The organism is Nocardia carnea NBRC 14403, from assembly GCF_000308515.1.
Lineage (GTDB): Bacteria > Actinomycetota > Actinomycetes > Mycobacteriales > Mycobacteriaceae > Nocardia > Nocardia carnea.
Genome location: NZ_BAFV01000056.1, coordinates 27,494 through 53,768, shown reverse-complemented (window position 1 = coordinate 53,768; position 26,275 = coordinate 27,494). Strand labels below are relative to the sequence as shown.

Annotated in this window: 20 protein-coding genes and 1 pseudogene; 11 read left to right on the top strand and 10 right to left on the bottom strand. The window is 65.9% G+C overall.

All coding sequences use genetic code 11. From position 1 onward, the window contains the following. Positions 1 to 110 precede the first annotated feature (110 nt). The 7 genes and pseudogenes from ahcY to hpf all read left to right on the top strand — a co-directional run bounded on the left by ahcY (position 111) and on the right by hpf (position 8,951). Entirely contained in the window at positions 111 to 1,592 is a 1,482-nt protein-coding gene (gene ahcY, locus ON22_RS20375) for an adenosylhomocysteinase (RefSeq protein ID WP_033243241.1), read from the top strand. Between the two features lie 79 nt (positions 1,593 to 1,671). Then, entirely contained in the window at positions 1,672 to 2,343 is a 672-nt protein-coding gene (locus ON22_RS20370) for a dTMP kinase (protein ID WP_033243240.1), read from the top strand. Between the two features lie 78 nt (positions 2,344 to 2,421). Further along, on the top strand, positions 2,422 to 3,099 hold the full coding sequence (gene mtrA, locus ON22_RS20365; RefSeq protein WP_033243239.1) for an MtrAB system response regulator MtrA: 678 nt from the start codon (positions 2,422 to 2,424) through the stop codon (positions 3,097 to 3,099). Positions 3,100 to 3,198: 99 nt separating this feature from the next. Continuing rightward, positions 3,199 to 4,807: pseudogene (mtrB, locus tag ON22_RS20360) on the top strand (MtrAB system histidine kinase MtrB); the annotation flags it as partial. Positions 4,808 to 5,537: 730 nt separating this feature from the next. Beyond that, complete coding sequence (gene lpqB / locus ON22_RS20350; RefSeq protein ID WP_033243238.1) at positions 5,538 to 7,352, top strand: MtrAB system accessory lipoprotein LpqB; 1,815 nt, start codon at positions 5,538 to 5,540, stop codon at positions 7,350 to 7,352. 57 nt (positions 7,353 to 7,409) lie between these two features. After that, positions 7,410 to 8,042 carry a ComF family protein gene (locus ON22_RS20345; RefSeq protein WP_033243607.1) on the top strand — a complete coding sequence of 211 codons (633 nt, stop codon included), beginning with the start codon at positions 7,410 to 7,412 and terminating at the stop codon, positions 8,040 to 8,042. Positions 8,043 to 8,231: 189 nt separating this feature from the next. Beyond that, positions 8,232 to 8,951, top strand: coding sequence for a ribosome hibernation-promoting factor, HPF/YfiA family (gene hpf, locus ON22_RS20340; protein ID WP_033243606.1), 720 nt, complete (start codon positions 8,232 to 8,234; stop codon positions 8,949 to 8,951). 45 nt (positions 8,952 to 8,996) lie between these two features. Here hpf and bluB read toward each other — a convergent pair whose 3' ends face one another. The 6 genes from bluB to ON22_RS20310 all read right to left on the bottom strand — a co-directional run bounded on the left by bluB (position 8,997) and on the right by ON22_RS20310 (position 16,033). Then, positions 8,997 to 9,629, bottom strand: a complete 633-nt coding sequence (gene bluB, locus ON22_RS20335; protein WP_033243605.1) for a 5,6-dimethylbenzimidazole synthase — start codon at positions 9,627 to 9,629, stop codon at positions 8,997 to 8,999. Positions 9,630 to 9,803: 174 nt separating this feature from the next. Continuing rightward, the gene (locus tag ON22_RS20330; protein WP_033243237.1) at positions 9,804 to 11,069 is read right to left on the bottom strand and encodes a fatty acid desaturase family protein; all 1,266 of its coding nucleotides are present in this window, start codon (positions 11,067 to 11,069) and stop codon (positions 9,804 to 9,806) included. 224 nt (positions 11,070 to 11,293) lie between these two features. After that, on the bottom strand, positions 11,294 to 12,670 hold the full coding sequence (locus ON22_RS20325; RefSeq protein WP_051157881.1) for a fatty acid desaturase family protein: 1,377 nt from the start codon (positions 12,668 to 12,670) through the stop codon (positions 11,294 to 11,296). A gap of 155 nt (positions 12,671 to 12,825) precedes the next feature. Next, positions 12,826 to 13,959 carry a ferredoxin reductase gene (locus ON22_RS20320; RefSeq protein WP_033243236.1) on the bottom strand — a complete coding sequence of 378 codons (1,134 nt, stop codon included), beginning with the start codon at positions 13,957 to 13,959 and terminating at the stop codon, positions 12,826 to 12,828. A 153-nt stretch (positions 13,960 to 14,112) separates the two neighbouring features. Beyond that, a complete protein-coding gene (locus ON22_RS20315; RefSeq protein ID WP_033243603.1) occupies positions 14,113 to 14,616 on the bottom strand; it encodes a DUF6912 family protein in 504 nt (167 codons plus the stop codon). Positions 14,617 to 14,626: 10 nt separating this feature from the next. Beyond that, positions 14,627 to 16,033 carry a WS/DGAT/MGAT family O-acyltransferase gene (locus ON22_RS20310; protein WP_033243235.1) on the bottom strand — a complete coding sequence of 469 codons (1,407 nt, stop codon included), beginning with the start codon at positions 16,031 to 16,033 and terminating at the stop codon, positions 14,627 to 14,629. A gap of 321 nt (positions 16,034 to 16,354) precedes the next feature. Here ON22_RS20310 and secA point away from each other — a divergent pair, with 321 nt between their 5' ends. Then, positions 16,355 to 19,216, top strand: a complete 2,862-nt coding sequence (secA, locus tag ON22_RS20305; RefSeq protein ID WP_033243234.1) for a preprotein translocase subunit SecA — start codon at positions 16,355 to 16,357, stop codon at positions 19,214 to 19,216. Between the two features lie 92 nt (positions 19,217 to 19,308). Here secA and ON22_RS20300 read toward each other — a convergent pair whose 3' ends face one another. From ON22_RS20300 to ON22_RS37250, 4 genes are all read right to left on the bottom strand, one after another. Continuing rightward, positions 19,309 to 19,707 carry a DUF732 domain-containing protein gene (locus tag ON22_RS20300; protein WP_033243233.1) on the bottom strand — a complete coding sequence of 133 codons (399 nt, stop codon included), beginning with the start codon at positions 19,705 to 19,707 and terminating at the stop codon, positions 19,309 to 19,311. Positions 19,708 to 19,973: 266 nt separating this feature from the next. Next, the gene (locus ON22_RS20295; protein ID WP_033243232.1) at positions 19,974 to 20,771 is read right to left on the bottom strand and encodes an ESX secretion-associated protein EspG; all 798 of its coding nucleotides are present in this window, start codon (positions 20,769 to 20,771) and stop codon (positions 19,974 to 19,976) included. Next, the gene (locus tag ON22_RS37255) at positions 20,768 to 21,670 is read right to left on the bottom strand and encodes a hypothetical protein (protein WP_043740410.1); all 903 of its coding nucleotides are present in this window, start codon (positions 21,668 to 21,670) and stop codon (positions 20,768 to 20,770) included. Before ON22_RS37255 ends, ON22_RS20295 begins: the two co-directional genes overlap by 4 nt. Next, positions 21,592 to 23,193, bottom strand: a complete 1,602-nt coding sequence (locus tag ON22_RS37250) for a hypothetical protein (RefSeq protein ID WP_043740407.1) — start codon at positions 23,191 to 23,193, stop codon at positions 21,592 to 21,594. The genes ON22_RS37255 and ON22_RS37250 overlap by 79 nt, the downstream gene beginning before the upstream one ends. A gap of 286 nt (positions 23,194 to 23,479) precedes the next feature. Between ON22_RS37250 and ON22_RS20280 the strand changes: the two genes are divergently transcribed. The 3 genes from ON22_RS20280 to ON22_RS20270 are packed head-to-tail and all read left to right on the top strand — an operon-like array spanning position 23,480 to position 26,269. Continuing rightward, positions 23,480 to 24,574, top strand: coding sequence for an ABC transporter substrate-binding protein (locus tag ON22_RS20280; protein WP_051157869.1), 1,095 nt, complete (start codon positions 23,480 to 23,482; stop codon positions 24,572 to 24,574). Then, complete coding sequence (locus ON22_RS20275) at positions 24,571 to 25,401, top strand: ABC transporter ATP-binding protein (protein WP_033243230.1); 831 nt, start codon at positions 24,571 to 24,573, stop codon at positions 25,399 to 25,401. The genes ON22_RS20280 and ON22_RS20275 overlap by 4 nt, the downstream gene beginning before the upstream one ends. Beyond that, positions 25,394 to 26,269 carry an ABC transporter permease gene (locus tag ON22_RS20270; protein WP_033243229.1) on the top strand — a complete coding sequence of 292 codons (876 nt, stop codon included), beginning with the start codon at positions 25,394 to 25,396 and terminating at the stop codon, positions 26,267 to 26,269. The genes ON22_RS20275 and ON22_RS20270 overlap by 8 nt, the downstream gene beginning before the upstream one ends. Positions 26,270 to 26,275: the final 6 nt, after the last annotated feature.

Below are 26,275 nucleotides of genomic sequence, written 5' to 3'. Positions count from 1 at the left end.
CGAGACCGTGTTTGTCGGGCCTGAGCGAGGGCCCTGCGGGGTGACGTTCCGCTGCCGCTTCCGGGCCCGATTCGCTCATGCCGTAACCGAGAGAAGGCTGATCCACGCTGATGACGACCTCCGAATTGCCTCGCACATCGCTGAGTACCGATAGCCGCAACGGCGTCGAATACAAGGTCGCGGATCTGTCGCTGGCCGAATTCGGCCGCAAGGAGATCCGGCTGGCCGAACACGAGATGCCCGGGCTGATGGCCCTGCGCCGCGAATACGCCGATGTCGCGCCGCTGAAAGGCGCCCGTATCTCCGGCTCGTTGCATATGACCGTGCAGACCGCCGTGCTGATCGAAACCCTCACCGCACTGGGCGCCGAGGTCCGGTGGGCCTCCTGCAATATCTTCTCCACCCAGGATCACGCCGCGGCGGCCGTGGTGGTCGGCCCGCACGGCAGCGTCGAAGAGCCGCAGGGCACCCCGGTATTCGCTTGGAAGGGCGAAACCCTGGACGAGTACTGGTGGGCGGCCGAACAGATGCTCACCTGGCCGGGCGAACCGGCCAATATGATCCTCGACGACGGCGGCGACGCCACCATGCTGGTGCTGCGCGGGGCGCAGTTCGAGAAGGCGGGTGTGGTGCCGCCGGCCGATGAGGAGCATTCCGCGGAGTACACGGTCTTCCTGAACCTGCTGCGCGAGCGGTTCGAGACCGATAAGGGCAAATGGTCCGCCATTGCCGAGAGCGTCAAGGGTGTCACCGAGGAAACCACCACCGGTGTGCTGCGCCTGTACCAGTTCGCCGCTGCCGGTGAACTGACCTTCCCGGCGATCAACGTCAACGATTCGGTCACCAAGTCCAAGTTCGACAACAAGTACGGCACCCGGCATTCGCTGATCGACGGCATCAACCGCGGCACCGATGTCCTCATCGGCGGCAAGAAGGTGCTGATCTGCGGCTACGGCGACGTCGGCAAGGGATGCGCGGAATCGCTGGCCGGCCAGGGCGCCCGGGTCCAGGTCACCGAGATCGACCCGATCAACGCCCTGCAGGGGCTGATGGACGGCTTCGACGTGGTGACCGTGGAACAGGCCATCGGCGACGCCGATATCGTCATCACCTCGACCGGTAACAAGGACATCATCACCCTCGACCATATGCGGGCGATGAAGGACCAGGCCATTCTCGGAAATATCGGCCATTTCGACAACGAAATCGATATGGCGGGTCTGGAGCGGTCCGGTGCCACCAAGTTGAATATCAAACCTCAGGTCGACCTCTGGACGTTCGGTGATTCCGGTAAGTCCATCATCGTGCTGTCCGAGGGCCGGCTGCTCAACCTGGGCAATGCCACCGGCCACCCGTCGTTCGTGATGAGCAACAGCTTCTCCAACCAGGTGATCGCGCAGATCGAACTGTGGACCAAACCGGAGGAGTACGACAACGAGGTCTACCGCCTGCCGAAGGTGCTCGACGAGAAGGTCGCCCGCATCCACGTCGAAGCATTGGGCGGCACGCTGACCAAGCTCAGCAAGGACCAGGCCGAATACATCAATGTCGATGTCGAAGGCCCGTACAAGCCGGAGCACTACCGCTACTGATCCGGCATCCTTTCCCGGTCTCCGTCTGTGCCCGCCTGCCTCGGCAGGCGGGCACAGCCGTCCGAGTAGGCTGCTCACCATGGGTGTGCTGGTCTCGGTGGAGGGGCTCGACGGTGCGGGTAAACGGACGCTGATCACCGATCTGGTGGCGGCGCTCGAACAGCGCGGGCTGCGCGTGCAGACCCTGGCGTTCCCGCGCTACGGCCGTTCCGTGCACGCCGATCTCGCCGCCGAAGCATTGCGCGGCGCGCACGGGGATCTCGCCGGTTCGGTGAACGCCATGGCCACCCTGTTCGCGCTGGACCGCGCCGGAGCCGCCGACGAACTGGCGAAACTGCTGGCCGACAACGATTTGGTCGTGCTGGACCGCTACGTGGCCTCCAACGCCGCCTACAACGCCGCCCGGCTCGGCCAATCCGCCGACGGGGAAATCGTGCAGTGGGTGGGGGAATTGGAATTCGGCCGGTTCGCGCTGCCGGTACCGCAGGTGCAGCTGCTGCTGGACGTACCGGTCGCGGTCGCGGCCGAACGCGCCCGCCGGCGCGGTGAACTCGACGCGGCGCGCGAGCTGGACGCCTACGAACGCGACGGTGGATTACAGGAACGCACCGCCGCGGTGTACCGTGATCTCGCTCGGCGCGATTGGTACGGAACCTGGTGGGTTTTCCGGCCCGGCGAACAAGGTCCCGGCCCGCGCTCCGGCGAAATGAATGTATTGGTCGCGCGGCTCGCCGCATTGGTAGCGAATTAGTGTTGGATATCCGGCGGGAACGCGCCATGTATGGCGTGGCGACCCGTTACGAGCCCGGGAGATGACAACATAGTAACTATGAAGCCGAAGATTCTGGTCGTCGACGACGATATGGCCCTCGCGGAGATGCTCACCATCGTCCTGCGGGGCGAGGGGTTCGACCCGCACGTGGTCGGCGACGGCACCCAGGCGCTGTCGGCGGTCCGGGAGATCCGGCCCGACCTGGTCCTGCTGGACCTGATGCTGCCGGGGATGAACGGTATCGACGTCTGCCGGGTGCTGCGCGCGGACTCGGGTGTGCCGATCGTGATGCTCACCGCCAAGACCGATACCGTCGATGTGGTGCTCGGGCTGGAGTCCGGCGCCGACGACTACATCGTCAAACCCTTCAAGCCGAAGGAACTGGTGGCGCGGGTGCGCGCGCGGTTGCGCCGTACCGAGGAAGAGCCGGCCGAGCTGCTCAATATCGCCGATATCGTGATCGATGTGCCGGCGCACAAGGTCACCCGCGAGGGCGCGCAGATCTCGCTGACCCCGCTGGAATTCGATCTGCTGGTGGCGCTCGCGCGCAAACCGCGGCAGGTCTTCACCCGTGAGGTCCTGCTGGAACAGGTATGGGGTTACCGGCACGCCGCCGATACCCGCCTGGTAAACGTCCACGTACAGCGACTACGCGCCAAGGTCGAGAAGGATCCGGAGAATCCGGAGATCGTGCTGACCGTTCGTGGTGTGGGATACAAGGCCGGTCCGCCGTGATCGGTTGCCGTCGGCTCCGGGCCCAGGGGCGGTAACTTGCGCGACCACGAAGGGTCCCGCACAGATCGCGATTCGGGCGGGAGTGGGCGTCGGGACCAGCTGCGGCAGGCACTGGCTCCGGTGAACGAATGGTTTCAGCACGCGGGTAGATCCCTGGGGCTGCTCTGGCGGCGTTCGCTGCAACTGCGGGTCATCGTTTCGACGCTGACGCTGTCGTTGATCGTCATCACCGTTCTCGGTGTGGTGCTGACCAGTCAGATCACCGACCGGCTGCTCGACGCCAAGATCAACGCCGGGGTCGAGGAGATGGACCGGGTCCGCAATACGGTGGAGGGCCAGCTCGCCGGGGTGCACGATGTCACCACTCAGGAGCAGCGGCTGACCGATGCCCGGGAGTCGCTGTCCAGTCGCCGCGAATCGAGCCGGTCCGGCGGTGCCGCGGGCAGTTTCGATTCGGCACTGAGCGTGATCGGCGGTACACCGCAGCAGGTGATCGCAGCCGGGCCGATCAAGGAAGTGCCCGATTCGCTGCGCCGATTCGTACAGCGCAATCAGGTCAGCTACCAGTTCGCCAATGTCTCCGATCCGGACGGCTACCGCGGTCGGGCCCTGATCCTCGGCAGTCCCAGCGCCGAAGTGCCCACGCTGGAGATCTACCTGATCTTCCCGCTGGCCAACGAGGAACGCAGCCTGGCGCTGATGCGCGGAACCATGATGGTCGGCGGCGCGGTGCTGCTCATCCTGCTGGCCGCGATCACCGCCCTGGTGACCCGCCAGGTCGTGCTGCCCATCCGGTCCGCCGCGCGGATTGCCGGACGGTTCGCCGACGGCAGGCTCAAGGAACGCATGCTGGTACGCGGCGACGACGATATCGCCCGGCTCGCCAAGGCCTTCAACGAAATGGCCGAAAGCCTGTCCAACCAGATCAACCAGCTCGAGGAATTCGGCAATCTGCAGCGCCGCTTCACCTCCGATGTGAGCCATGAACTACGGACACCGCTGACCACGGTGCGTATGGCCGCCGATCTCATCCACGGCAGCAGCGACGATCTGGATCCCGCGCTGGCGCGCAGCGCCGAACTGCTGGTGACCGAACTGGACCGGTTCGAAGGACTGCTCAACGATCTACTCGAGATCTCGCGCCACGATGCCGGTGTCGCCGAACTCCAGGTGGAATCGCTCGATGTGCGGATGTGCGTGCGGGCCGCGATCTCCACGGTGCGCCATCTGGCCCGCGACGCCGGGATCGAGGTGGTGATCGACCTCCCCGAGGAACCCGTGGTCGCCGAGGTCGACCCGCGCCGGGTGGAGCGGGTGCTGCGCAATCTGCTGGCCAATGCCATCGACCACAGCGAGGGCAAACCGGTGCTGATCCGGATGCGCGGGGATACCGAGGCCAATGCGCTGGCGGTAGTGGTCCGGGATCAGGGTGTCGGGTTGCGGCCGGGGGAGGAGAAGCTGGTCTTCAGCAGGTTCTGGCGTTCCGATCCCTCACGTATGCGCCGCTCCGGTGGGACCGGTCTCGGATTGTCGATCAGCGTGGAAGACGCCAATCTGCACGACGGAAAACTGGAGGCCTGGGGACGTCCCAATATCGGCGCCAGTTTCCGGCTGACACTGCCGCTGGTGCGCGGTCAGAAAATGGGTAAGAGCCCGCTGCCCCTGGAACCGGGTATGCGTAAGGCGCCGCGCCGCCCGCAGGCCGAAGGCGATCAGAACGGGTCCGAGCGAGTGGAACTGGGCCCGCCCGTCACCGAGACCGAGCCGTGGGCTCCCCGGCCCGCGGGTGCGACGGAAGCCGGCCGGGCCGCCGCCGAGGGCGCTTCTACTACGGATGCCGCCGGACCGAGCGGCGGCAGTCCCGCCGCGGACGGTCCGGACACCGAAGCTTCCGGTACCACCGGATCCGATGCGCAGAGACCAGGTGAAGTCGACGGCCCCGGCGCGGCCGAAGCCGGCGACGCCGATTCGAACGGCCCCGGCGCAGTAGCCCCCGGTGTGGCCGAAGTCAGTAGGGGTGGCCCAGGTACTGCCGGGGCCAGCGGCGGCAGCCCCGCTGCGGATAAGGCGGGTACCGAGGCCTCCGGTGCGGATAGGCCTGCCGAGGGCAGCGGCCCTGGTTCGGCTGAAACCGGCGCTGCCTCGAACGGTCCGGGTGCCGAGGCCCGCGGCGCGGCTGAAGTCGTCGAGGGCGGTGCAGGTGTGGCAGCTCCTGGTGGCGACGGACCGGCAGGCGGGGCGGGTGCCGAGGTGCCCGGTGTGGGCGGTCCGGGTGCGGCGGAATCCGGGGTGAACAGCCCCGGAGTGAACGCCCCGGGTGGGGACAGACCCGGGACACCGGGGACCGAACGCCCCGCACGTGGAACCGGTTCGCCCGCAACAGATTCCGCCGAATCCGCGCCCCCGACCGTGTTCACCGACAGCGGAGACCAGAAATCATGACCGTGCGACCCCGACGCTCACGCTGGTTCCGGCTGCTGACCGCAGTCGTCGCCGTGGCGGGGATGGTGGTCGTTGCCGGTTGCGCGAATCTGCCGGACTCCTCACAGCCGCAGGCGCTGGGAACCATCAATCAGGAGCCGACGGCAGAGGGGCCGCCGCCGCCGGCGCACGGTCGCGACCCGGATCTGCTGTTGCGCGATTTCCTGCAGGCCACGGCCGATCCTGCCGACGGGCATCTCGCGGCCCGGCAGTACATGACCCCGGCCGCGTCCACCCAGTGGAACGACGAGGAATCGCATGTCATCGTCGAGCGTGCGGATACGCTGCGTGAATCCCGTTCCGAGAACGAGGCGACGTATGTGCTGCGGGCCCGGAAGGTGGGGGAACTCGCCGAGGACGGTTCCTATCATGTGGCCGACGGGATCATCGAGCACAAGATCGAGATGGCCCGGGTCGACGGCGAATGGCGGATCGACGAACTGCCCGACGGCGTGATCATGGAGTATTCGGCCTTCACCCAGTCCTACCGGCGGCACGCCCTGTATTTCGTCACCGCCGACGGCCGTCATGTGGCGCCGGACCTGCGCTGGATTTCGGTGCGACCGGACGATCTGACCCGGCGGCTGGTCGATATGCTGATCGCCGGCCCCCAGCCGTATATCGCCCCCGTGGTGCGTAATTATCTGAGCCCGCCCGCATCTGTGCGCGGAACGATCACCAAAGCCAACGGTGATCCTGTGGGTGTCGGCGTCGGTCTCGGTGGGGTGCGGATCGATTTCGCCGGTATCGACGAACTGTCCCAGCGCGACCGTGAACTCCTCGCCGCGCAGGTGGTGCTGACCCTGTCCGCCGCGGATGTTCTCGGTCCCTACATTCTGCTGGCCGACGGGCGCCCCTTGGACGAGCGGTTCGCCGAAGGCGGGTGGTCGGTCACCGACCTGGGCCCGGTGGTCGATTCCGTGCGACCGGAAACGCAGGTGGGCCTGCACGCGCTGCGCGACGGAACACTGGTGGAGGTCGAATCGGAGGGCGGTCCGCGGCCCGCTCCTGGATATTTCGGCACCGTGCAGAATCTGCAGTCGGTGGGGCTGTCGCCGGACGGTAAGCGTGTCGCGGCGGTGGCCGATGCGGGCCGGGAGCCGCCGGAGCCGCAGCGCACCCTGATGATGGGAAGTTACGGCGGTGATGCGTTCCCGGTGGAGGAGGGCGGTACCATCACGCGCCCGTCCTGGACTGCGGACGGCAGCGCGGCCTGGGCGGTTGTCGACGGTAATCGGGTGATCCGGGCCGTCACCAACCGGGAAACCGGTACGGTGCTGCCGCAGGGCGTAGACACCACCGAGTTGTTCGCCGGTGGTTCCGGACCCCCGGTTCAGGGGCCGATCACCGAACTGCGGATTTCGCGTAACGGGGTGAGTGCGGCACTGATCGCCGACGGCAATGTGTATCTGGCCATGGTCGTGGTTCGTCCGGACGGCACGTATGCGCTTACCGAACCCCGGCGGGTCGCCATCGAGCTCCCCACCACTGCCACCGCTCTGGACTGGTACAGCGACGATACGATCATCATCGCCGGTAGCGGCACGGTGGATCCCGTGCGCACCGTCAAAATCGACGGTTCCGGTATGTCCTCGCTCGGGGGCCGCAATCTGACCCCGCCGGTCCGGCAGGTCACCGCCTCCATCGAGCGGCAGTATGTGGCGGATTCGCGGGCGGTTCTCGAACTGACCCGTACCCCGGAGGGCGGGGACCCGTACTGGCGTGAGGTTCCCGGGCTCGGCGCGGACGCGGTGCCGATCCTCCCCGGCTGATACCGGGCCCGACGTTGTGCCGCCGGTCTGTCGGTGCTCGGCGGCACACTCGCCGCTATGCGGACACTCCTGGATCTGGTTCTACCGGCCGAATGCGGTGGTTGCCGTCGCTCCGGAACGCTGTGGTGCGGTGAATGCGCTCGCAGTGTGGCGGGCCCACCGGCGCGTATCCACCCCCGCCGGGACCCAGGGGTGCCGTGCTGGGCGCTGAGCCCGTACCGCGGACCCGCGCGGCAGGCGGTACTGGCGGTGAAGGAACGCGGCCGGCGTGATCTGGCGGAGCCGCTCGGGCTGGCGCTGGCCGCCGGGCTCGCCGAGTTGCGGGCTCCCGGCCGGCCGCTGATACTTGTACCTTCGCCGAGCCGCCGGGCCTCGGCCCGGCGCCGCGGCGGTGATCCGGTGCTGCGGTGCGCCCGGTCGGCGGCGCGGTCGCTGGATGGTTGCCAGGTGCTGCCGTGTCTGCGAGTCTGGTGGGGAGTCCGCGATTCGGCCGGTCTGTCGGCGCGCGAGCGCGATCGCAATCTACGCGGTCGGATCCGCGCGGTGCCGCTACCGGCCGAGGCGGCGAAGGCGCAGGTCGTCTTGGTCGACGATGTGCTGACAACCGGGGCCACGGCGCAGGCGTGCGTCCGGGCTCTGGCGGCCGTCGGTACATACCTCGATGACATCTTGGTGACCTGCGCCGCGTGAATACCCCGAAATTTGCGTGAACAGTGGCGAACCTCGGATCGGCGTACTAGCGTCGCGTTCACACACCGGAGTTCCGGGAGTTTGGAGGTGGGCCTGCGATTCGAGTGCCGGCCGACTGATGGGACGCGGCCGGCAACGTTCATCCCGCCGCGCGCATCGGAAGTGTGCGGCCAGATCCGGGAGGTACGCGTGACGACATCTTCACGACCTTCAGTTCAGGACACAGCCCAGCCGCAGCTGGAAGACCAGCTCGACCGCCCACGAGAGACCCGCGCCGATATCGTGGTCAAGGGGCGTAACGTCGAGGTCCCCGACCATTACCGAATCTATGTGTCGGACAAGCTGTCCCGGCTGGAACGCTTCGATCCATCGATCTTCCTGTTCGACGTGGAACTCTTCCACGAGCGCAACCGTCGTCAACGCAAGAGCTGCCAGCGGGTGGAGATCACCGCGCGGGGTAAGGGCCCGATCGTACGGGCCGAGGCCTGCGCGGACAGTTTCTACGCCGCCTTCGAGGCGGTCACGGCCAAGCTCGAGAGCCGGCTGCGTCGTACGAAGGACCGGCGGCGCGTGCATTACGGTGAGAAAACCCCCGTATCGGTGCACGACGCCACCGCGGAGCTGGTCGAGGAGAGTCTGCCCGGTGAGCTGTCCGGATCGTCCCACGACCATTCACCGCACAGTACGAAGCGGGCGGATTTCGCTGCCGACTACCCCGAATACGAGGGTCCCGGCCATATCGTGCGCACCAAGGTGCACCCGGCCGTGCCGATGACTGTCGACGACGCGCTCTACCAGATGGAATTGGTAGGTCACGATTTCTTCCTCTTCCAGGACAAGGAATCCGATCGGCCGTCGGTGGTGTACCGCCGGCACGCATTCGACTACGGGCTGATCAGGCTCGCATAAGCCGAGAGCACAGCCGGCCGGCCCCGTAAGGGCCGGTCGGCTGGTTCATTGTCCGCGTCCTGTCTCGTAGCTCTCGTAGTGCACGGCGTCGGTCAGTTCTCGCCTGCCGCGCCAGCCGAAACGTTCGAGGTCCGGGATCCGCTGGAATTCGCTCACCGGGCCGATACAGAGCCAGGCCACCGGCCGGATGCCGGCGGGTAGATCGATGAGTTCGGCGAGGAACGGCGCATCGTAGAACGAGACCCAGCCGACCCCGATCTGTTCCGCGGTCGCGGCCAGCCACAGATTCTGGATCGCGAGAATCGTCGAGTAGACGCCGGTCTCCGGGACGGACGCGCGGCCGAGGATATGCGGCCCACCGCGGGCGTCGTCGTGGACGACGACGATCCCGGTACCACTCTCCTCGATCCCCTCGATTTTGATCGGATCGAAGGTCGCGGCGCGCTCGGCCGGTAGCGATCGGGCGAATTCGAGCCGCTTCTCCGCGACATGGGCCGCGAACTTCCGCAGGGTGGCCCGGTTGCGGACGAGCACGAAATCCCACGGCTGGGAGTTTCCGACGCTCGGTGCGCAATGCGCCGCCTCGAGGATCCGCCACAGCACGGCATCGTCGACCGGTTCGCCGGTGAACTCGGCGCGGACATCCCGCCGCGTCCGGATCGCCTCGTACAGACTCATCTCCACAGCACCCACCACGCCAGTATCGCCGGTGCACGGGGTTCACCGGGCACGTTCGTGCTCTTCGCGTCGTACCGGGAGGTGCGAAACGCGCCCGTACCTGCTTTCGGACGTGACAGCAGCAATGGCCCGCGCGTCATGTGCGGGCCATTGTCAGGCCGAACCTCGGTACGCCTACGACGCGGCGGTCACCGGCGCGGAGGTACGCCGAGTGAGCCGGCGGCGACCCTCGGCGATCGCGGTACGCAGGCCGCGTCGTTTCCCGGTCACCGGATCGATCGTGCCGACGGCCCGGCCGTCGAACCGCCGTTCCGACGCCGTTTCCGGGGCATCGTCGGCGGTGTGACGCAGGTATTTGTTCGGTAGCGACAGCTTCGCAATGGTGCGCCACGCCTTGAAGTACTGGACGGGCAGTGAACCCGTCGTATACGGGAGGTCGTATTTATCGCACAGTTCCCGTACCCGGACCGCGACCTCGGCGTACCGGTTGCTGGGCAGATCCGGGAAGAGGTGGTGTTCGATCTGGTGGCTCAGATTGCCGGTCATGAAATGCATGAGCTTGCCGCCGGAGATGTTGGCGCTGCCCAGCATCTGCCGCAGATACCACTGCGCGTGGGTTTCGTTGTCGATATCGGCCTTGGTGAACTTCTCGGCGCCGTCGGGGAAATGACCGCAGAAGATCACGGCATTGGACCAGATATTGCGGATCACGTTCGCCGCCAGGTTGGCGGTGAGCGTATGGAAGAAGGAGGGGCCTGTCAGTAGCGGGAAGACAACATAATCCTTCAGCGCCTGCTTTTTGACCTTGGCCACTACCTCGTCGACCTTCCGGTCGAATTCGGCCCGCTCCGGCGTTCCGGGCTGGACCTTCCCGGCCGCGATCTTGCCGAGTTCCAGGTGCTGGATCGCGACACCGTACTCGAACAGTGATTGCAGGACCAGGTTGTACACCGGGTTACCGATATTGAACGGTTTCCAGCGCTGATCGCGCGTGACCCGCAGCAGGCCGTAGCCGATATCGTCGTCCATCCCCAGGACATTGGTGTACTTGTGGTGCAGGTAGTTGTGGGTGTGCTTCCAGTGCTTGGACGGACCGGCGTTATCCCATTCCCAGTGGCTGGAGTGGATCTCCGGATCGTTCATCCAGTCCCACTGCCCGTGCATCACATTATGGCCGATCTCCATGTTCTCGATGATCTTGGAGGTGCCCAGCAGGGCGACGCCGGCCAGCCAGGCCGGGGGCAGGAAGCTGGCGAAAAGTACGGTACGGCCGCTGATTTCGAGTGCACGTTGCAAGCGGATGACATTGCGGATATAGCGGGCGTCGCGCTCTCCGCGGGTGGATTCGATGTCTCGGCGAATCGCGTCGAACTCTGCTCCGAGCGCTTCCACATCCGCTTCGGTGAGGTGTGCGTATTCCTTGACATCCGATATAGCCATGCGGGCTACCCTACCGTAAGTTACGACACCGTAGGTTTGGGGATATCGGTAGAAAATGTGGCGTGCGCCCTATTGCAGGTCCCAATACACGGGTGCCATGCCGAGACGGAAGGCCGATGGCGTGGATCACCGTGGCGGCTCGATCGAATCATCGATGGATTCCGGCTGGACGTTACACCCGAATCCACGCGGCCGCGCGGCGAAATATCCGGCTCCGGCAAAAGCTATCCGGCCGGCTGGGCGGTATTCGCCTTGCGCAGCGCATACCGGGCCCGCCGCAGCAGATCCCGCTCGTGGCGGGCCTTGGCCCGCACCGAACGCTGGGCAGCGCGCAGAACTTCTTTTTCGTGCTCGGCCTTGGCTCGCAGGGCGACCTTCGCCTCCGACAACGCCGATTTCAGGCCACGCCGTTTACCGGTGGCCGGGTCGATACTCCACGGCCGGTGTTCGGCGCCGGAATGCGCGATCAGACCGGCGAACTTGCGCTCCGACGAGGTTTCCGGCGCATCGTCGGCCGTACGCCGCAGGAATCGGTCCGGCAAGGCGAGTTTGTGGATGGTGCGGAAAGCCAGCAGATACTGCTTACCCAGCGATCCTGTCGTATACGGCAGATCGTATTTCTCGCACAGCTCGCGTACCGCCACCGCGACCTGTGGGTACCGGTTGCTCGGCAGATCCGGGAAGAGATGGTGTTCGATCTGGTAGCTGAGGTTACCGCTCATGAAACCCATCACCGGTCCAGCGGAGAAATTGGCGCTGCCCAGCATCTGCCGTAGATACCATTCGCCGCGCGTCTCGCCTTCGAGCTGCTCTTCGGTGAACTTCTCCGCACCGTCCGGGAAATGGCCGCAGAAGATGACGGCGTAGGCCCACAGATTGCGGATCAGGTTCGCGGTGGCGTTTGCCTTCAGGGTGGCGGTGAAGGCGGGGCCGGTGAGCGCCGGATAGATGAGAAAGTCCTTGGCGACCTGCCGGGCGATCTTGCCGCCGAACTGTTTGTTCGGTTCGGAATCGAGCTGGAACCGGGGCACCCCGGACAGTTGTTTCTCGATCTTCCAGTCGTGTAGCGCGATCCCCCATTCGAAGGCCGCCGCCAGGACGATATTGGCGATCGGCTGCACCAGGTGGATGGGCCGCCACTGTTCGTCACGGGTCATCCGCAGGATGCCGAAGCCGAGATCTTCGTCGCGTCCGAGCACATTGGTGTAGGTGTGGTGCGAATAGTTGTGCGCGCGCCGCCACTGTGCCGACGGCCCGGTCATATCCCACTCCCAATTCGTGGAGTGGATTTCGGGATCGTTCATCCAATCCCACTGGCCGTGGCTGATGTTGTGCGCCAGCTCCATGTTCTCGATGATCTTGGCGACCGACAGCATCGCCGTCCCGGCCAGCCAGGCCCAGCGATTACGGCTGCCGAACAGGACGGCCCGGGCCGAGAACTCCAGACCGCGCTGGGCGGCGATGGTACGCCGGATATAGCGGGCATCGCGTTCACCCAGCGACTGTTCTACCGACCGCCGGATACCGTCGAGTTCCTGACCCAGCATCTCGACATCCGCGGCCGTGAGGTGGGCAAAGGCTCTGATGTCGGTGATGGCCACCGGCGTCCCTTCTGTCAGCGCGATATGCGTAGCCGAGCGCGGCACGGTTCGAAACGATTATGTGATCGCGTGATCTTCCCGGGTTCCGGGAAGTGCCCCTGCGGTACACCCTGAGCGTACCTGTGTGCGGTGAACGCCGGGGGTGTCCGGTTCGGTCACACGTCGAGGGTGCAGTCCCCGGCCGCCGCCGAAATGCAGGTCTGCACCTTTTCGCCTTCGAAGCGTTCGGTGCCGTTGCGTAGATCGCGGGCATGCCCCGAGGTCAAGGTGACCACACAGGTCTGGCAGATGCCCATCCGGCAGCCGAAGGGCAACTGGACACCCGCGGATTCACCGGCCTCCAGCAATGTGGTGGCGCCGTCGACGGTTGCCGTGCGACCGGATTTCCCGAAGGTGACGGTGCCGCCCTCGGTGGTCGCCGACCGTTCCACCTCGAACCGCTCCACGTGCAGCGCGCCGTCGAGCCCGGCAGTGCGCCAGTGCTTCTCGATATCGTCGAGCATGCCCAGGGGGCCGCAGGCCCAGGTCTGCCGTTCCCGCCAGTCCGGGTACAGCTCGTCGAGCGCGGTGGGCGCGAATTTGCCGTTGTCCGCGGTGAGATGGATATGCGAGACGAATCCCGGATGCCGCCGGTGCAGATCGGCGAGCTCGTCCGCGAACATGACCTCGTCGGCGGACCGGGCCGAATGGATATGCACCACGTCGGTCACCGAGTCACGGCGATCCAGGGCGCGCAGCATGGACATGACCGGTGTGATCCCGGAGCCCGCGGTGAGGAAGAGCACCTTCGAGGGTGCCGGCGACGGCAGGACGAACGCACCCTGCGGGGCCGCCAGCCGGACGACGGTACCGGGGGTGACGCCGTTGACCAGATGGCTGGACAGGAAACCCTCCGGCATCGCCTTCACCGCGATGGCGATGACCTTCTTGCCGTAGCGCGGATCGTTCCAGTCGGGCGGGCTGGTGAGCGAATAGGACCGCCAGTGCCAGCGCCCCTCGACCAGGATGCCGATACCGATGTACTGGCCGGGCTCGTACCGGAAATCGAAACCCCAGCCCGGTTTGATCACCAGTGTCGCCGAATCGGCGGTTTCCTTGCGAACGTCGACCACACGACCGCGTAGTTCCCGGGCCGACCACAGCGGATTGGCCAGGTGCAGATAGTCGTCGGGCAGCAGCGGGGTGGTTGCCCGGGCCACCGCCCCGCGGAGGACGTTGAGCCGTCCGCCGCGTTCGGCGACCTCGGCCGCCGGAGCTTCCAGCCACTCCCGGACATTCTCGAGAAACATCGGTGCCGTTTCGTCCTTCTGTCGTCGTGGCCACCCGCGGCGACCGCCTGCCCACAGGTTACGGCATCGTAGGTTGTCCGGGGTTCGTGCGCCGTCACAACGATCGGGCGCTGCTGCCGGGCCGCGGCTCGCCGGCGGCGGACCGGCCGATCGTCACAGCAGATCGAGCAGGAAGGGCAGCTCCTGGGTGGCGTACCAGGCCAGCTGGTGGTCCTCGGCGTCACCGAGGACGAATTCCGCGTCCTCGTCGCCGAGATCGGCGGCGTCGATGATGTCCACGGCCTTGGCGACGGCGGATTCGGCCTCGGCCAGATCCATATGGACCGAGCCGACCCGTTTGTACTCGATCGGGCCGTCCAGCTTCACGACGGCATCGTCGAGATCGGGCCGCAGGGTCGCGCCCGTGACGTCGACCGCGATCACCGCGCGCCGGTACATCGGCGCTGTCGAACTGTGCACCTCGTCGGCCAGCAGCCGTAGCGACGCCCGCGCCGCCTCCGCCATGGCGGCCTCCGCGAGTTCCTCGTCGTCGCCCGACGCGTAGGCCTCGCGTAGGGCGGGGGTGAGAGCGAAGGCGGTCCCGCCCACCGCGTGCAGTTCGCGTTTGTCCACGAGGTCCCGCAGCATCGGCACCGTGGCCGGTACGTACACGCGCATGGTCTTGCGGTCAGAGGCAGGCACCGAGTAACTCCTCCATCGATTCGGGCACCGACGCGGCCAGCACACCGATATCGGCCATTGCCTCGCGGTCGGCGTTGAGTCCGTAGCAGACCCGTCCGTCGTAGGACGTGATCCCGATACTCGTCGCCTGGTTGCGCAGCAACGGCGAAACCGGGTACATCTCCAGCATCCGCGCACCGCCGACGAACATGGGCGTCTGCGGGCCCGGCGCGTTGGTGATCACCACATTGAACGTATGGTCTGCGAACGTACTCGCCGCCCGCACACTCATCGCGTGCAGGCTGGCAGGGGCGAAGCCGGCGAGGTGCACCAGGGTGCGGGCGCGCACAGCATGACGCGGGCGGCCTTCCGCCGAGGTGGCGTGAGCGATATGCGACAGCCGCATCACCGGGCTCGGTTCGCCCACCGGCAGCGAGATCAGCAGGGGAGTGATCGCACTGGGCAGACTGCGCCCGGCGCGCGGTTCACCGCCGTATCCCGACATCGGCACGACCGCGCGCAGCACGGTCGATTCGGTCAATCCCTTGTTCCGGGACAGCAGCCAGTTGCGCAGCGCACCGGTCACCACGGCGAGCACTACATCGTTGATGGTGCAGCCGGCCTGCTGATGGATCCGTTTGTAGTCGGCCAGGTCGGTCACCGCGGTGGCGAACCGGCGTTGCCGGCAGGTGCGGGCGTTCAAGGGGCTGTCGGGGGTGCTGCTGGTCGCCGATCGCACCGCCGACACCACCGTGTCCAGCGTCCGGCCCGCCGTACCGATCAGGCCCGCCGCGTTCGCCCCCGCTTCACGTATGACCTCCACGGCCGAGGTCGGCTGTGCCACGAGATGGCCCAGCGCGCCCATCAGCAGATCGGTATCGCTGGGTTCGCGGCCGGGTTGCCACTGATCGTCGGCTATCTCCCGCGGGGATTCGGCGTTATCGGCGACGACATGCCCGATCTCCAGGGCCGCGACACCGTCCACCAAGGCGGCATGGGATTTCGTATAGATGGCGCAACGCCCGCCGGACAGGCCCTCTATCAGGTACATCTCCCACAGCGGCCGGGTCGGGTCCAGCGGCCGCGAGCCCAGCCGGGCCGCCAGTTCGTGCAGCTGCTCGTCGCTGCCCGGTGCGGGCAGTGCCGAACGGCGGATGTGATAGGTGATATCGAACCGGCTGTCCTCGACCCAGACCGGCCGGCCCAGCGACAGCGGGACCTGCCGGACCTTGCGCCGGTACCGGGGAGCCAGGGGCAGGCGTGCTTCGACCAGATCGACCAATGCCGGATAGTCGAGCGGCCGATCGTCACCGGTGGCGTTGTCGAGGACGATCAGCGATCCGATGTGTACCGGGTGCGTGGTCGATTCCAGCCGGAAGAAGTCGGCGTCCTGCGGTGTCAGCCTGGCTATCACGCTGGTGTCTGCCCTTCGGAGTCCGGAATCCGGACTCCATTGTGACCAGTCCGCAGTCGTTCCCGCACCATTGTGTGGATTTTCCGATACTCGTTTCGCGGGCTTGCGCGGTAGTTCGCGGTGGTATATCGGTCGTGACCGTTGTCGGCGTAAATGTGACGAAGGCGCGGTGGCCGGGTCCGCGGCGACGCCTACCATGGGGGCCGCATTACCATGAAGCAAGCTGCGGCTACGCACACCGGTAAGGACGGTAACAACCGCCGGGCGGAGTGCAGCCGTGAACATCGGAGCCGAAACCGACCCAGAGGACTGACGAGACTCGTGCCTGCGCTGACACTGACGAGGTTGCTACGTTTTGGTGAGGGTCGCATGGTCAAGCGTCTCTCCCATCTCGCCGACGAGGTGATCCGGCTCGAGGACGATTACTCCTCGGTCACCGACGCCGAGCTACAGGCCAAAACCGACGAGTTCCGGGAGCGCTACGCCGACGGCGAAACCCTCGACGACCTGCTGCTGGAGGCCTTCGCGGTGGCCCGCGAAGCCTCGTGGCGGGTACTACAGCAGAAGCATTACAAGGTGCAGATGATGGGCGGCGCGGCCCTGCATCTGGGCAATATCGCGGAAATGAAGACCGGTGAGGGTAAAACCCTCACCTCGGTGTTGCCCGCGTATCTGAACGCGATCAGTGGTGACGGCGTGCATATCGTCACCACCAACGACTACCTGGCCAAACGTGACTCCGAATGGATGGGCCGGGTCCACCGTTTCCTCGGCCTCGAGGTGGGCGCGATCCTGGCCGGGATGACACCGGCGCAGCGGCGCGACGCCTACAACGCCGATATCACCTACGGCACCAACAACGAATTCGGCTTCGACTATCTACGCGACAATATGACCCATTCGCTGGACGATCTCGTCCAGCGCGGCCACAATTTCGCCGTGGTCGACGAGGTCGACTCGATTCTGATCGACGAGGCCCGTACCCCGCTGATCATCTCCGGCCCGGCCGACGCCTCGAGTAAGTGGTATGGGGAATTCGCCCGAATTGCGCCGTTGCTGAAAAAGGATCTGCACTACGAGGTCGATATCAAGAAACGCACCATCGGCGTGCACGAGGCCGGGGTGGAGTTCGTCGAGGACCAGCTCGGTATCGACAACCTCTACGAGGCGGCGAACTCGCCGCTGGTGAGCTACCTGAACAACTCCATCAAGGCCAAGGAGCTCTACACCCGCGACAAGGACTACATCGTCCGCGACGGTGAGGTGATCATCGTCGACGAGTTCACCGGACGTATCCTGGTCGGCCGCCGCTACAACGAGGGTATGCACCAGGCGATCGAGGCCAAGGAAGAGGTCGAGATCCAGCCGGAGAACCAGACCCTGGCCACGATCACCCTGCAGAACTACTTCCGTCTGTACGACAAGCTGTCGGGTATGACCGGTACCGCCGAAACCGAGGCGGCCGAGCTGCACCAGATCTACGACCTCGGGGTTATCCCGATCCCGACCAACCGGCCGATGGTGCGTGTCGACCAGGCCGACCTCATCTACAAGACCGAAGAGGCGAAATTCAACGCCGTGGTCGACGATGTGGTCGAACGGTACGAGAACGGGCAACCGGTGCTCATCGGTACCACCAGCGTGGACCGCTCCGAATACCTGTCCAAGCAGCTCACCAAGCGCGGCGTACCGCACAACGTGCTCAATGCGAAGTTCCACGAGAAGGAAGCGCAGATCATCGCCGAGGCCGGCCGCCCCGGTCAGGTGACGGTCGCGACCAATATGGCCGGTCGCGGTACCGACGTCGTGCTCGGCGGTAACCCGGACATCATCACCGACACCCTGCTGCGCCAGCAGGGGCTGGATCCGGTGAACACGCCCGAGGAATACCAGGCCAACTGGTTCCACGCCCTGGAGAAGGTCAAAAAGCAGGTTGCCGAGGACGCGGCGGCGGTGAAGGAGGCCGGCGGCCTGTACGTGCTGGGCACCGAGCGCCACGATTCGCGGCGTATCGACAACCAGCTGCGCGGCCGGTCCGGCCGTCAGGGTGACCCGGGCGAGTCACGGTTCTACCTGTCGCTCGGTGACGAGCTGATGCGGCGGTTCAACGGCGCGGCCCTCGAATCGATCATGACCCGGCTCAACCTGCCCGACGATGTGCCGATCGAGGCGAAGATGGTCTCCAAGGCCATCAAGAGCGCGCAGACCCAGGTCGAGCAGCAGAACTTCGAGATCCGCAAGAACGTGCTCAAGTACGACGAGGTGATGAACCAGCAGCGCACCGTCATCTACAGCGAGCGCAACCGTATCCTGCGCGGCGAGGATATGGAGGGCCAGGTCCAGAGCATGATCACCGATGTGATCACCGCGTATGTCAACGGCGCCACCGCCGATGGTTATGTGGAGGACTGGGATCTGGACAAGCTGTGGGGTGCGCTGAAGACCCTGTATCCGATCAGCCTGAAGCATCAGGACCTCACCGGCGAGACCGAGGTCGGCGAGGCCGGCGAACTCACCCGCGAGGACCTGCTCGACGTTCTGCTCGACGACGCACACGATGCCTACGCCCACCGTGAGGCCGAGATCGACGGTCTGGCCGGTACGGGCAGTATGCGCACGCTGGAACGCCAGGTCCTGCTGTCGGTGCTGGACCGCAAATGGCGCGAACATCTCTACGAGATGGATTATCTGAAGGAAGGCATCGGCCTGCGCGCCATGGCGCAGCGCGATCCGCTGGTGGAATACCAGCGCGAGGGCTTCGATATGTTCGCGAACATGCTGGAAGGGTTGAAGGAGGACGCCGTCGGCATCCTGTTCAACGTCCAGGTCGAGGTTCAGCAGCCGCAGCCCGAAGGTGTACAGGTCGATGGCGGTCTGCGGTCGCCGGTCGGTGGGCTGTCCGGTGCGCAGGCGCCGCCGGAAAGCCAGTACCCGACCGAGAAGCTCCCGATCATCAACGGTGCCCCGCCTGCGCTGCGGGCCCGCGGTATCGATCAGTCGGGGCCGCGCGGGCTGAGCTATTCGGGTCCGGCCGAAGGTGGCGCCACGGCGGTGCACAGCGACGCCGAGGAATACGGTTCCGAGTCCGAGGACCGGACGCAGGGTACGCGTCGCCAGCGTCGCGAGGCGGCGCGCGCGCAGTCCAAACAGGGCAAGGGTCCGAAGTCACGCCGTAAGAACTGAGTCCGGCAACGGCGGCGCCCCCACCACAGTGGTGGGGGCGCCGCCGTTTTTCGGCATGGCCGGGCTGCGGTGGCGCCGCAACGAAAATCCGTTCAGTTACCGGCGGAATGCCGCGGGCAGTAGGAACCGACGGCAGCCTGTAGGAAGAGATAGGGATACTCCACGAACGGCCGGGACTCCTCGGCGAGATAGGTGCGGTTCGCCGCGTTGTTACCGGATTTGTCGAGGTATTCACATTGCGCGCGAGCCAGGGCGATGGCCGCGTCCTGTAGCGGGCGCGGCTCGTCGTCGAAGGCGCTGGCCCGGAGGAATTCTCGATCGGTGAAGGGTAGCTGGGCGACGGAGTCGTCCTTGCCGGCCGGGTTGTGCAGACCGGTGGTGCCCGAGGCGTCGGGCCGGGTGGCGCCGGAATGAGGATGCGCCCAGGCGGCCGTGGCGCCGCCGAACAGGAGTGCGGACGCTGCCGCGCTGATGATCAATGTCTTGAACATCGTTCCTTCTGTGCTCGTTGACATGCAGGGTAGGGAAACAGCTGTCGTACACAGATTTCCGGACGGGTCATCCAGAGATCACACCGGTATCCCGCGATTCGCCCGCGGTGGAACTGTATCGATGCGCGGGCATAGTAACCGGAATCGATGCGGGCTGTGCGCTCTTCGGGGAAGAACCGCCGAGACGGCCCGAACATGGTGTCGTCTATTGTTTCCCGGTGAATCGGGCGCGCCTGATCAGTCGTGCCCAGCGGCCGCCGGCAGAATCACTCCTCGTGTTCCAGGTTCCGGTCCAGGCGTAACAGCACCTCGGCGATCTGCTCGTGCGTCCATTCGATCATGCGCTTGGTGCCCATCCCGGTCGCGACCTCTACCTCCTGGTTCATGGGAATCACATAGCGCCCGTCGTCGGGCAGATCCCGCCAGCGCAATCCCATATCGACCCGGCCGCGCGGCCCGAACATGGAGCGGCCCTGGAAAACCTGGACCGTCCCGGTCGCGGTCGCCGGTGTCGCGAGGAAAGCCGCACTGCGATAGGCCTCGTCGTCCTCGGGTTCGTCGTCGTCGGAGATCATCGGGACGTACGGCCGGGCATCCGGCAGTGCCTCCGAATCGATCAGCGTGATCTGTGGCAGCCGGCCCGCCCCGGCCTCCGGCAGCAGGGCCAGGACCGAATCGGCGAGGTCGTGCGGATCGCAGGCCGTTACGTCGAAACCACCGCTGTGCCAGACGGTTTCGCCGGGACGCTGATTCACGACAAATCCGCGTGCCCGCTGCCGGACGGCGTGCACACGGATCCAGCTCGCGGGTTCCTCGATGGCCTGTTCGTCCCAGACCGTCGCCAGGATGGTGACGTCCGGGCGCGCGATGGCGTCCGCCATCGCGTAGAGATCGGAATCGTCGCGGTCGCGCAGCGCGCGCAGCGTTTCGGCCTTCTCCTTGCGGTAGTCCGCGGCCAGCCGGGTTCGGCTGGTGAACGTGAACGGGTCCGGTAACCCGCCCTGCCGGAATTCCTCGCACAGCACGACGAATTCCAGATCGGTCAATTCCCAGGTGCGGATCATTGTTCGATCACCGGCCGCACCTTGGACGGCGTCTCGTCGAAGACCTCGTCGAGGTTCTCGCGGGAGGTGAGGAACTCCCCCGGGGTGTGGTTGCCGGACTGCCCGGGTGTTGTGGCTGCGCCGGCACCCGCGGCCGGCGACCCCATCATGGGCATACCCGGCGTTGCGCCCGGCGTCGAGGCGCCGTGTGCCGCCGAGTAACCGGCGAGTTCCACTCCCGGGGTGGGCAGGGACGCCCGGGGGAACGCGGTGCCGCTGGGCTGGGATCCGGGGTACGGAGCGAGAGGCGACGACGAATCCCCGACCGGCAGGCCGGCTCCACCCGGACCGCCACCCATCGCCGGCACCGTCGCCTCCGGATCCAGCATTCCGCTCAGATGCTCTTGAAGCTGAGCGGGATCGAGCATCCGGGCCAGCTGGTCCATTCCGGGCATGGTGTCGGCGCCGTTCAGGGTGAACGCCTGAATGCCTTGGGTCAGCATGTTCACCAAGCGGTCCAGGACGTTCTGGCTCTGCGCGGAGGTGTCTCCGGACGGTATCGCGCCGGGTTCACCGGCGAGCAGCGCGGAGAGCTGTTCCGACTCTGTCGGCCTCAGCTCGCCGGTGGTCAGCGGCTCCACGCCCTCGACTCCGGAATTCTCTGCCGTGTCCCCGAACAGTGTGGAGTCCACTCCATACGGTGAGTCCGCCGAGTACAGGTGCTCCAGCGAGGTGTCCTGCAGTTCCTGCGGCATCTCGTCCACGGGGATCCCGGTGATCTTCGACAATGCGTCGGCGAGGGTCGGTTCCTTGCCGTCCTGGCCGGCGATCGGCATCTTCTTCAGGGCATCGGGCAGATGCGATTTGGGGATACCGGTGAGTTTGCTGAGGATATCGGCTGCCGTGGGGTTCTTCGGCATGGTGGTGCCGGTGACCGGAGTCGGGATCGGGGTGCCCTCGGTGTCTCCGGCGGGCTGATCCGCTGTGGGGTCCTGCTGCGTATCCCCGCCTGGATGGTTGCCGGAGCCGTACTCGGCTTCGTCGTAGCTGGGCACCTCGGGTACTTCTTCACCGCCGCCTTGGCCGCTGCCGTGGCCTTGACCCCCGCCTTGGCCTGCACCGCCGCCCTGGCCCTGGCCCTGGCCTTCACCGCCGCCCTGGCCCTGGCCTTGACCCCCGCCGTGGCCTTGGTCGCCGCCCTGTTGGGAGCCCTCCTCGAAGCCTTTCTCGTATCCGGCGTCGTAGCCCTCGTCGTACGCTTCCTCTGGAGTCTGCTCGCCGTTGTTCTCCCCGCCGCCGTTGTTCTCCCCCCGCCGCCGTTGTTTTCGCCGCCGCCGCCGTTGTTTTCGCCGCCGCCGTTGTTGTTGTTCTCGTTGTTGTTATCGGTGTCGTCGTTATCGGGCGGCGGCTTGGGCTCGGCGATCGGCCCTTCGATCACCGGCATCTCCCGGAGCGAATTCTTCATACCCTCTGCGTAGTGCTTCTCCCACTCCTCGCGATACCGCTGAAGGACTGCCTGTTTGATCGATTCGCTGGTGAATTCGAAGTCCTGCTGTGGCATCGACATCTGGGTGCGTCGCAGCCACTCCGCGCTGTAGTGCATGTTCTCGCTCATCGAGAACATCGATTTCCAGAGCGGGGCGATCGCGTCCGTGTAATTCTTGGTCGCTGTCCGGGCCTTGTTCGCGGCATCGCCGCGCCATTTGTTCTGGATGCTCTCGATGGATTCCTCGAACTTCTGCAGTTCTGTTCTCGTATTCGCGGCCAGCCGCCACCAGCCCTGCGAGTTTCCCGCCAGTCCGAATATTCCCCACCCGGTTTTGTCCGCGAGGCCCCGGAATTCCCGCATACCGAGTGACGCGCTGTTCTCCAGCCCGACAGCTTCCGGCGAGATCGACTCCTGCCGGCCGACATAGTCGTGCAGTTCATCCGGTACGTCGTAGGCATCGGTGTACCGGAAGTCGTCCTCGGTACCCGCGTTGCCCGCATCGCGCTTTTCCCCCTCGGGTAGATCGAGATCGCCGAATCTGGAGTGGGTCAGCGCCACCTCCGCCGATGATTCGGTCGGCACCTTGTAGTCGTTCAGCTTGTCGAGCGCATCCGAGTTCTCTTCCTCGACCCGCTTGTAGTACAGCCCGGCCTGGATGAACGCATTGGCCATCTCGGTGCCGATATTGATGTGGTCCTGTAGGACGACCTTCAGCCGCTCGGCCCGCTGGATGTAGATCTCGGCGAGCTCCCTACTCGAGCCCAGCACGCCGCCGGTGAAGTCGATAACGCTGTCCATGCCGTAATCGCTGATCGCAGCCTTCATGGCCATCATCTGTTCGATCATCCGCCCGGCGGCGTCCGCCCCGGTGACCGCGGCGGCCGGATCGAAATACAGCAAATTCTGGGACGCGTCATGTTTCAGACCGGCCCAGGTGCCCGGCTCTTGAACCATCGGAACTGACCTTCCCTTCGCAACCCGCACCCGGTACGGCACGCTTCACGGGTATGGCGCACGCCGGACACGCCTCGGGATTACACCGCATGACATTGAACTTCCCATGGCGCACAGGGAAATTCGGCGCGATGACCCGGCGGGGTCCTTGCTCCTGTGTCGTATCGAGGTGGCCCGACGCCCCTCGGACTGCCGGGTTGGATTCGCGCTGACGCAAACGGTTCAGCGTTCGTATCCGCCGCCGCACTATGGCAGGCAGCCGAATCACCGACCGAGGAATGAAGCCATGCCAGGACGCCTGAAACCCCGAGTGCACCGTCGGCTACCCGGCTCGGCGGTGACCGCACTGGCCGCCGCCGTGTTGTTGCTGCTGTGCGCCTGTGGAGCCGGCGGCGAGGTGGCCAGGACCGCCGACGGTAAAACGATCCTGCGATATCAGGGCTGGTCGGGAAAGGTGGGCTTCCACGAACTCGCCGCGGACCTCGGCTACTACGAGAATGTGCAGCTGGAGTGGGTCGGGGACACCACCAGCGGCCCGCAGGACATCCAGTCCGTCGCCACGGGGCAGATCGAGTTCGGGTCCGCGTTCAACGGCGCGGTCGTGAAACTCGATACCGCCGGCGCGCCGATCACCTCGATCCTCAGCTCCTACGGCGCGGATGCTGCCGAATACACCGGGTACTACGTACTCGAGGACAGTCCGATCAGGTCGGCGCGCGACCTCATCGGCAAGAAGGTCGGGATGAATACGCTCGGCGCACATCACGAATTCCTCACCCGGGAATGGCTCGCGCAGCAGGGGCTGACGCCGGAGGAGATCGACAGCGTCCAGCTGACCGTGGTGCCCCCCGTGAACACCGAACAGGCACTACGCGAGGGACAGATCGATGTCGCGACGCTGAACACCGTCTACCGGGAGACAGCGCTCGAACGCGGCGGTCTGCGCGCGCTGTTCACCGACCGCGACCTGTTCGGTGCCTTCAGCTACGGAACCTATGTCATGCGTGACGATTTCATCGCCGCCGATCCAGAGGTAGTGCGCGATTTCGTCCAGGGTACGGCGCGCGCGGTCCGCTGGACGCAGACGCGGCCGCAGGAGGAAGTGATCGCGCGCTTCGCCGATATCATCGCCGCCCGCGGCCGCGCGGAAAGCGCGGACACCGTGCAGTTCTGGCGTAGTTCCGGTATCCCGGCGCCGGGCGCGGTCATCGCGGAACGCGAACTGCAGGTCTGGATCGACTGGCTGGTGCGTAACGGCGAACTCGACGACGGTGCGCCGGCCGCTGGCGACCTCTACACCAACGAGTACAACCCATACGCCAACGGCACCTACCCCGCCGACGGCGGACCCGACGGACAAGTATCGGCCGGTGAAAAATGACCAGCACACCCAAACTCCGCCTGAACCAGGTCAGCAAGAGTTTCCCGATCCGGGGCCGTAAGGCCGAACTGAGCGCGGTTCAGGACATCACCCTGGACCTGGCCGCCGGTGAGTTCCTCGTCCTCGTCGGTCCCAGTGGTTGCGGAAAATCCACACTGCTCGATCTGCTCGGTGGACTGAGCACCCCGACCTCGGGACAGATCCTGCTCGACGGCACCCCGATCACCGGACCCGGCCTCGATCGCGGAATCGTGTTCCAGCAGTACGCATTACTGCCGTGGCGATCGGCGCGCCGCAATATCGAATTCGGGCTGGAAGCCAAGGGCGTCCCGCGTGCCGAACGCCGGGAACGCGCCGAACACTATCTCGAACTGGTCGGGCTGGCCGGGTTCGCCGACCGGTATCCGCACGAACTGTCCGGTGGGATGAAGCAGCGGGTCGCGATCGCGCGCAGCCTGGCCTACGACCCCGAGGTTCTGCTGATGGACGAACCGTTCGCCGCGCTCGACGCACAAACCCGCGAATCGCTGCAGGACGAACTGCTGCGCATCTGGGAACGCACGGGTAAAACGATCCTGTTCATCACCCACGGCATCGACGAGGCGATCTACCTGGGGCAGCGGGTCGCCGTGCTCACGTCCCGGCCCGGCCGGGTGAAGACGGTGGTCGATATCGATATCGACCGCACGGCAGCCGATATCCGGTCCGGCGCCGAATTCCGGGAACTGCGCCACCGGATCTGGTCTCTGCTGCACGACGAGGTCGAACGCGCCCGCTCACTCGAACTCGCCGCTATTTCGACCACGGAAGAGGTTCAGCATGTCTAGTGCACTCGTCACCGGCACTCTCGACAGCGTGCCGGCCCCCGGATCCCAATACTCCGAAGCCCGGCCCGAGGCAGCCGCACGCCGTGTACCGCGATGGGGGCGGCGCACGGCGGCGGTGGCGTGGCGGGTGGTGAAACCTTCGGTGGCGATCCTGACCTTCCTCGCGGTGTGGGAGGTGGCGCCCCGGGCGGGCCTCGTCGACGAGGTGTTCCTACCGCCGTTCACCGAGGTCGCTCAGACCTTTTTCGAGCTGATCGCGAACGGTCAGCTGTGGGAGCACATATCGACGAGCCTGACCCGGGCACTGACCGGTTTCGTGATCGCGGTCGCGTTCGCGGTGCCGTTGGGGGTCGCGATCGCCTGGTACCGGCCGGTGGCCGACTTCCTCAACCCGGTTCTGGAGTTGTTCCGCAATACCGCGGCACTGGCGCTGCTGCCGGTATTCGTCCTCGTCCTCGGTATCGGTGAAACGTCCAAGGTCGCGCTGGTGATCTACGCCTGCGCTTTCCCGGTTCTGCTGAACACCATCTCCGGGGTTCGCACGGTGGAACCACTGCTGGTGAAATCGGCTCGTTCGCTGGGATTCTCCCAATTCGCGATCGTGTACAAGGTGGTGCTGCCCGCCGCGGTACCGACCATCTTCACGGGCCTGCGGATGGCCGCGGCATCCTCGATCCTGGTACTGATCGCGGCGGAGATGGTCGGTGCCAAGGCCGGGCTGGGCTATCTGATCACGGCCGCCCAGCTCAATTTCCAGATCCCCGATATGTACGCCGGGATCATCGCCATCGCGCTGGTCGGGCTGGTCTTCAACGCGGTACTCGTATTCATCGAACGCCGGCTGTCGCGCTGGCGCGTGGCGCTGTAGATGCTG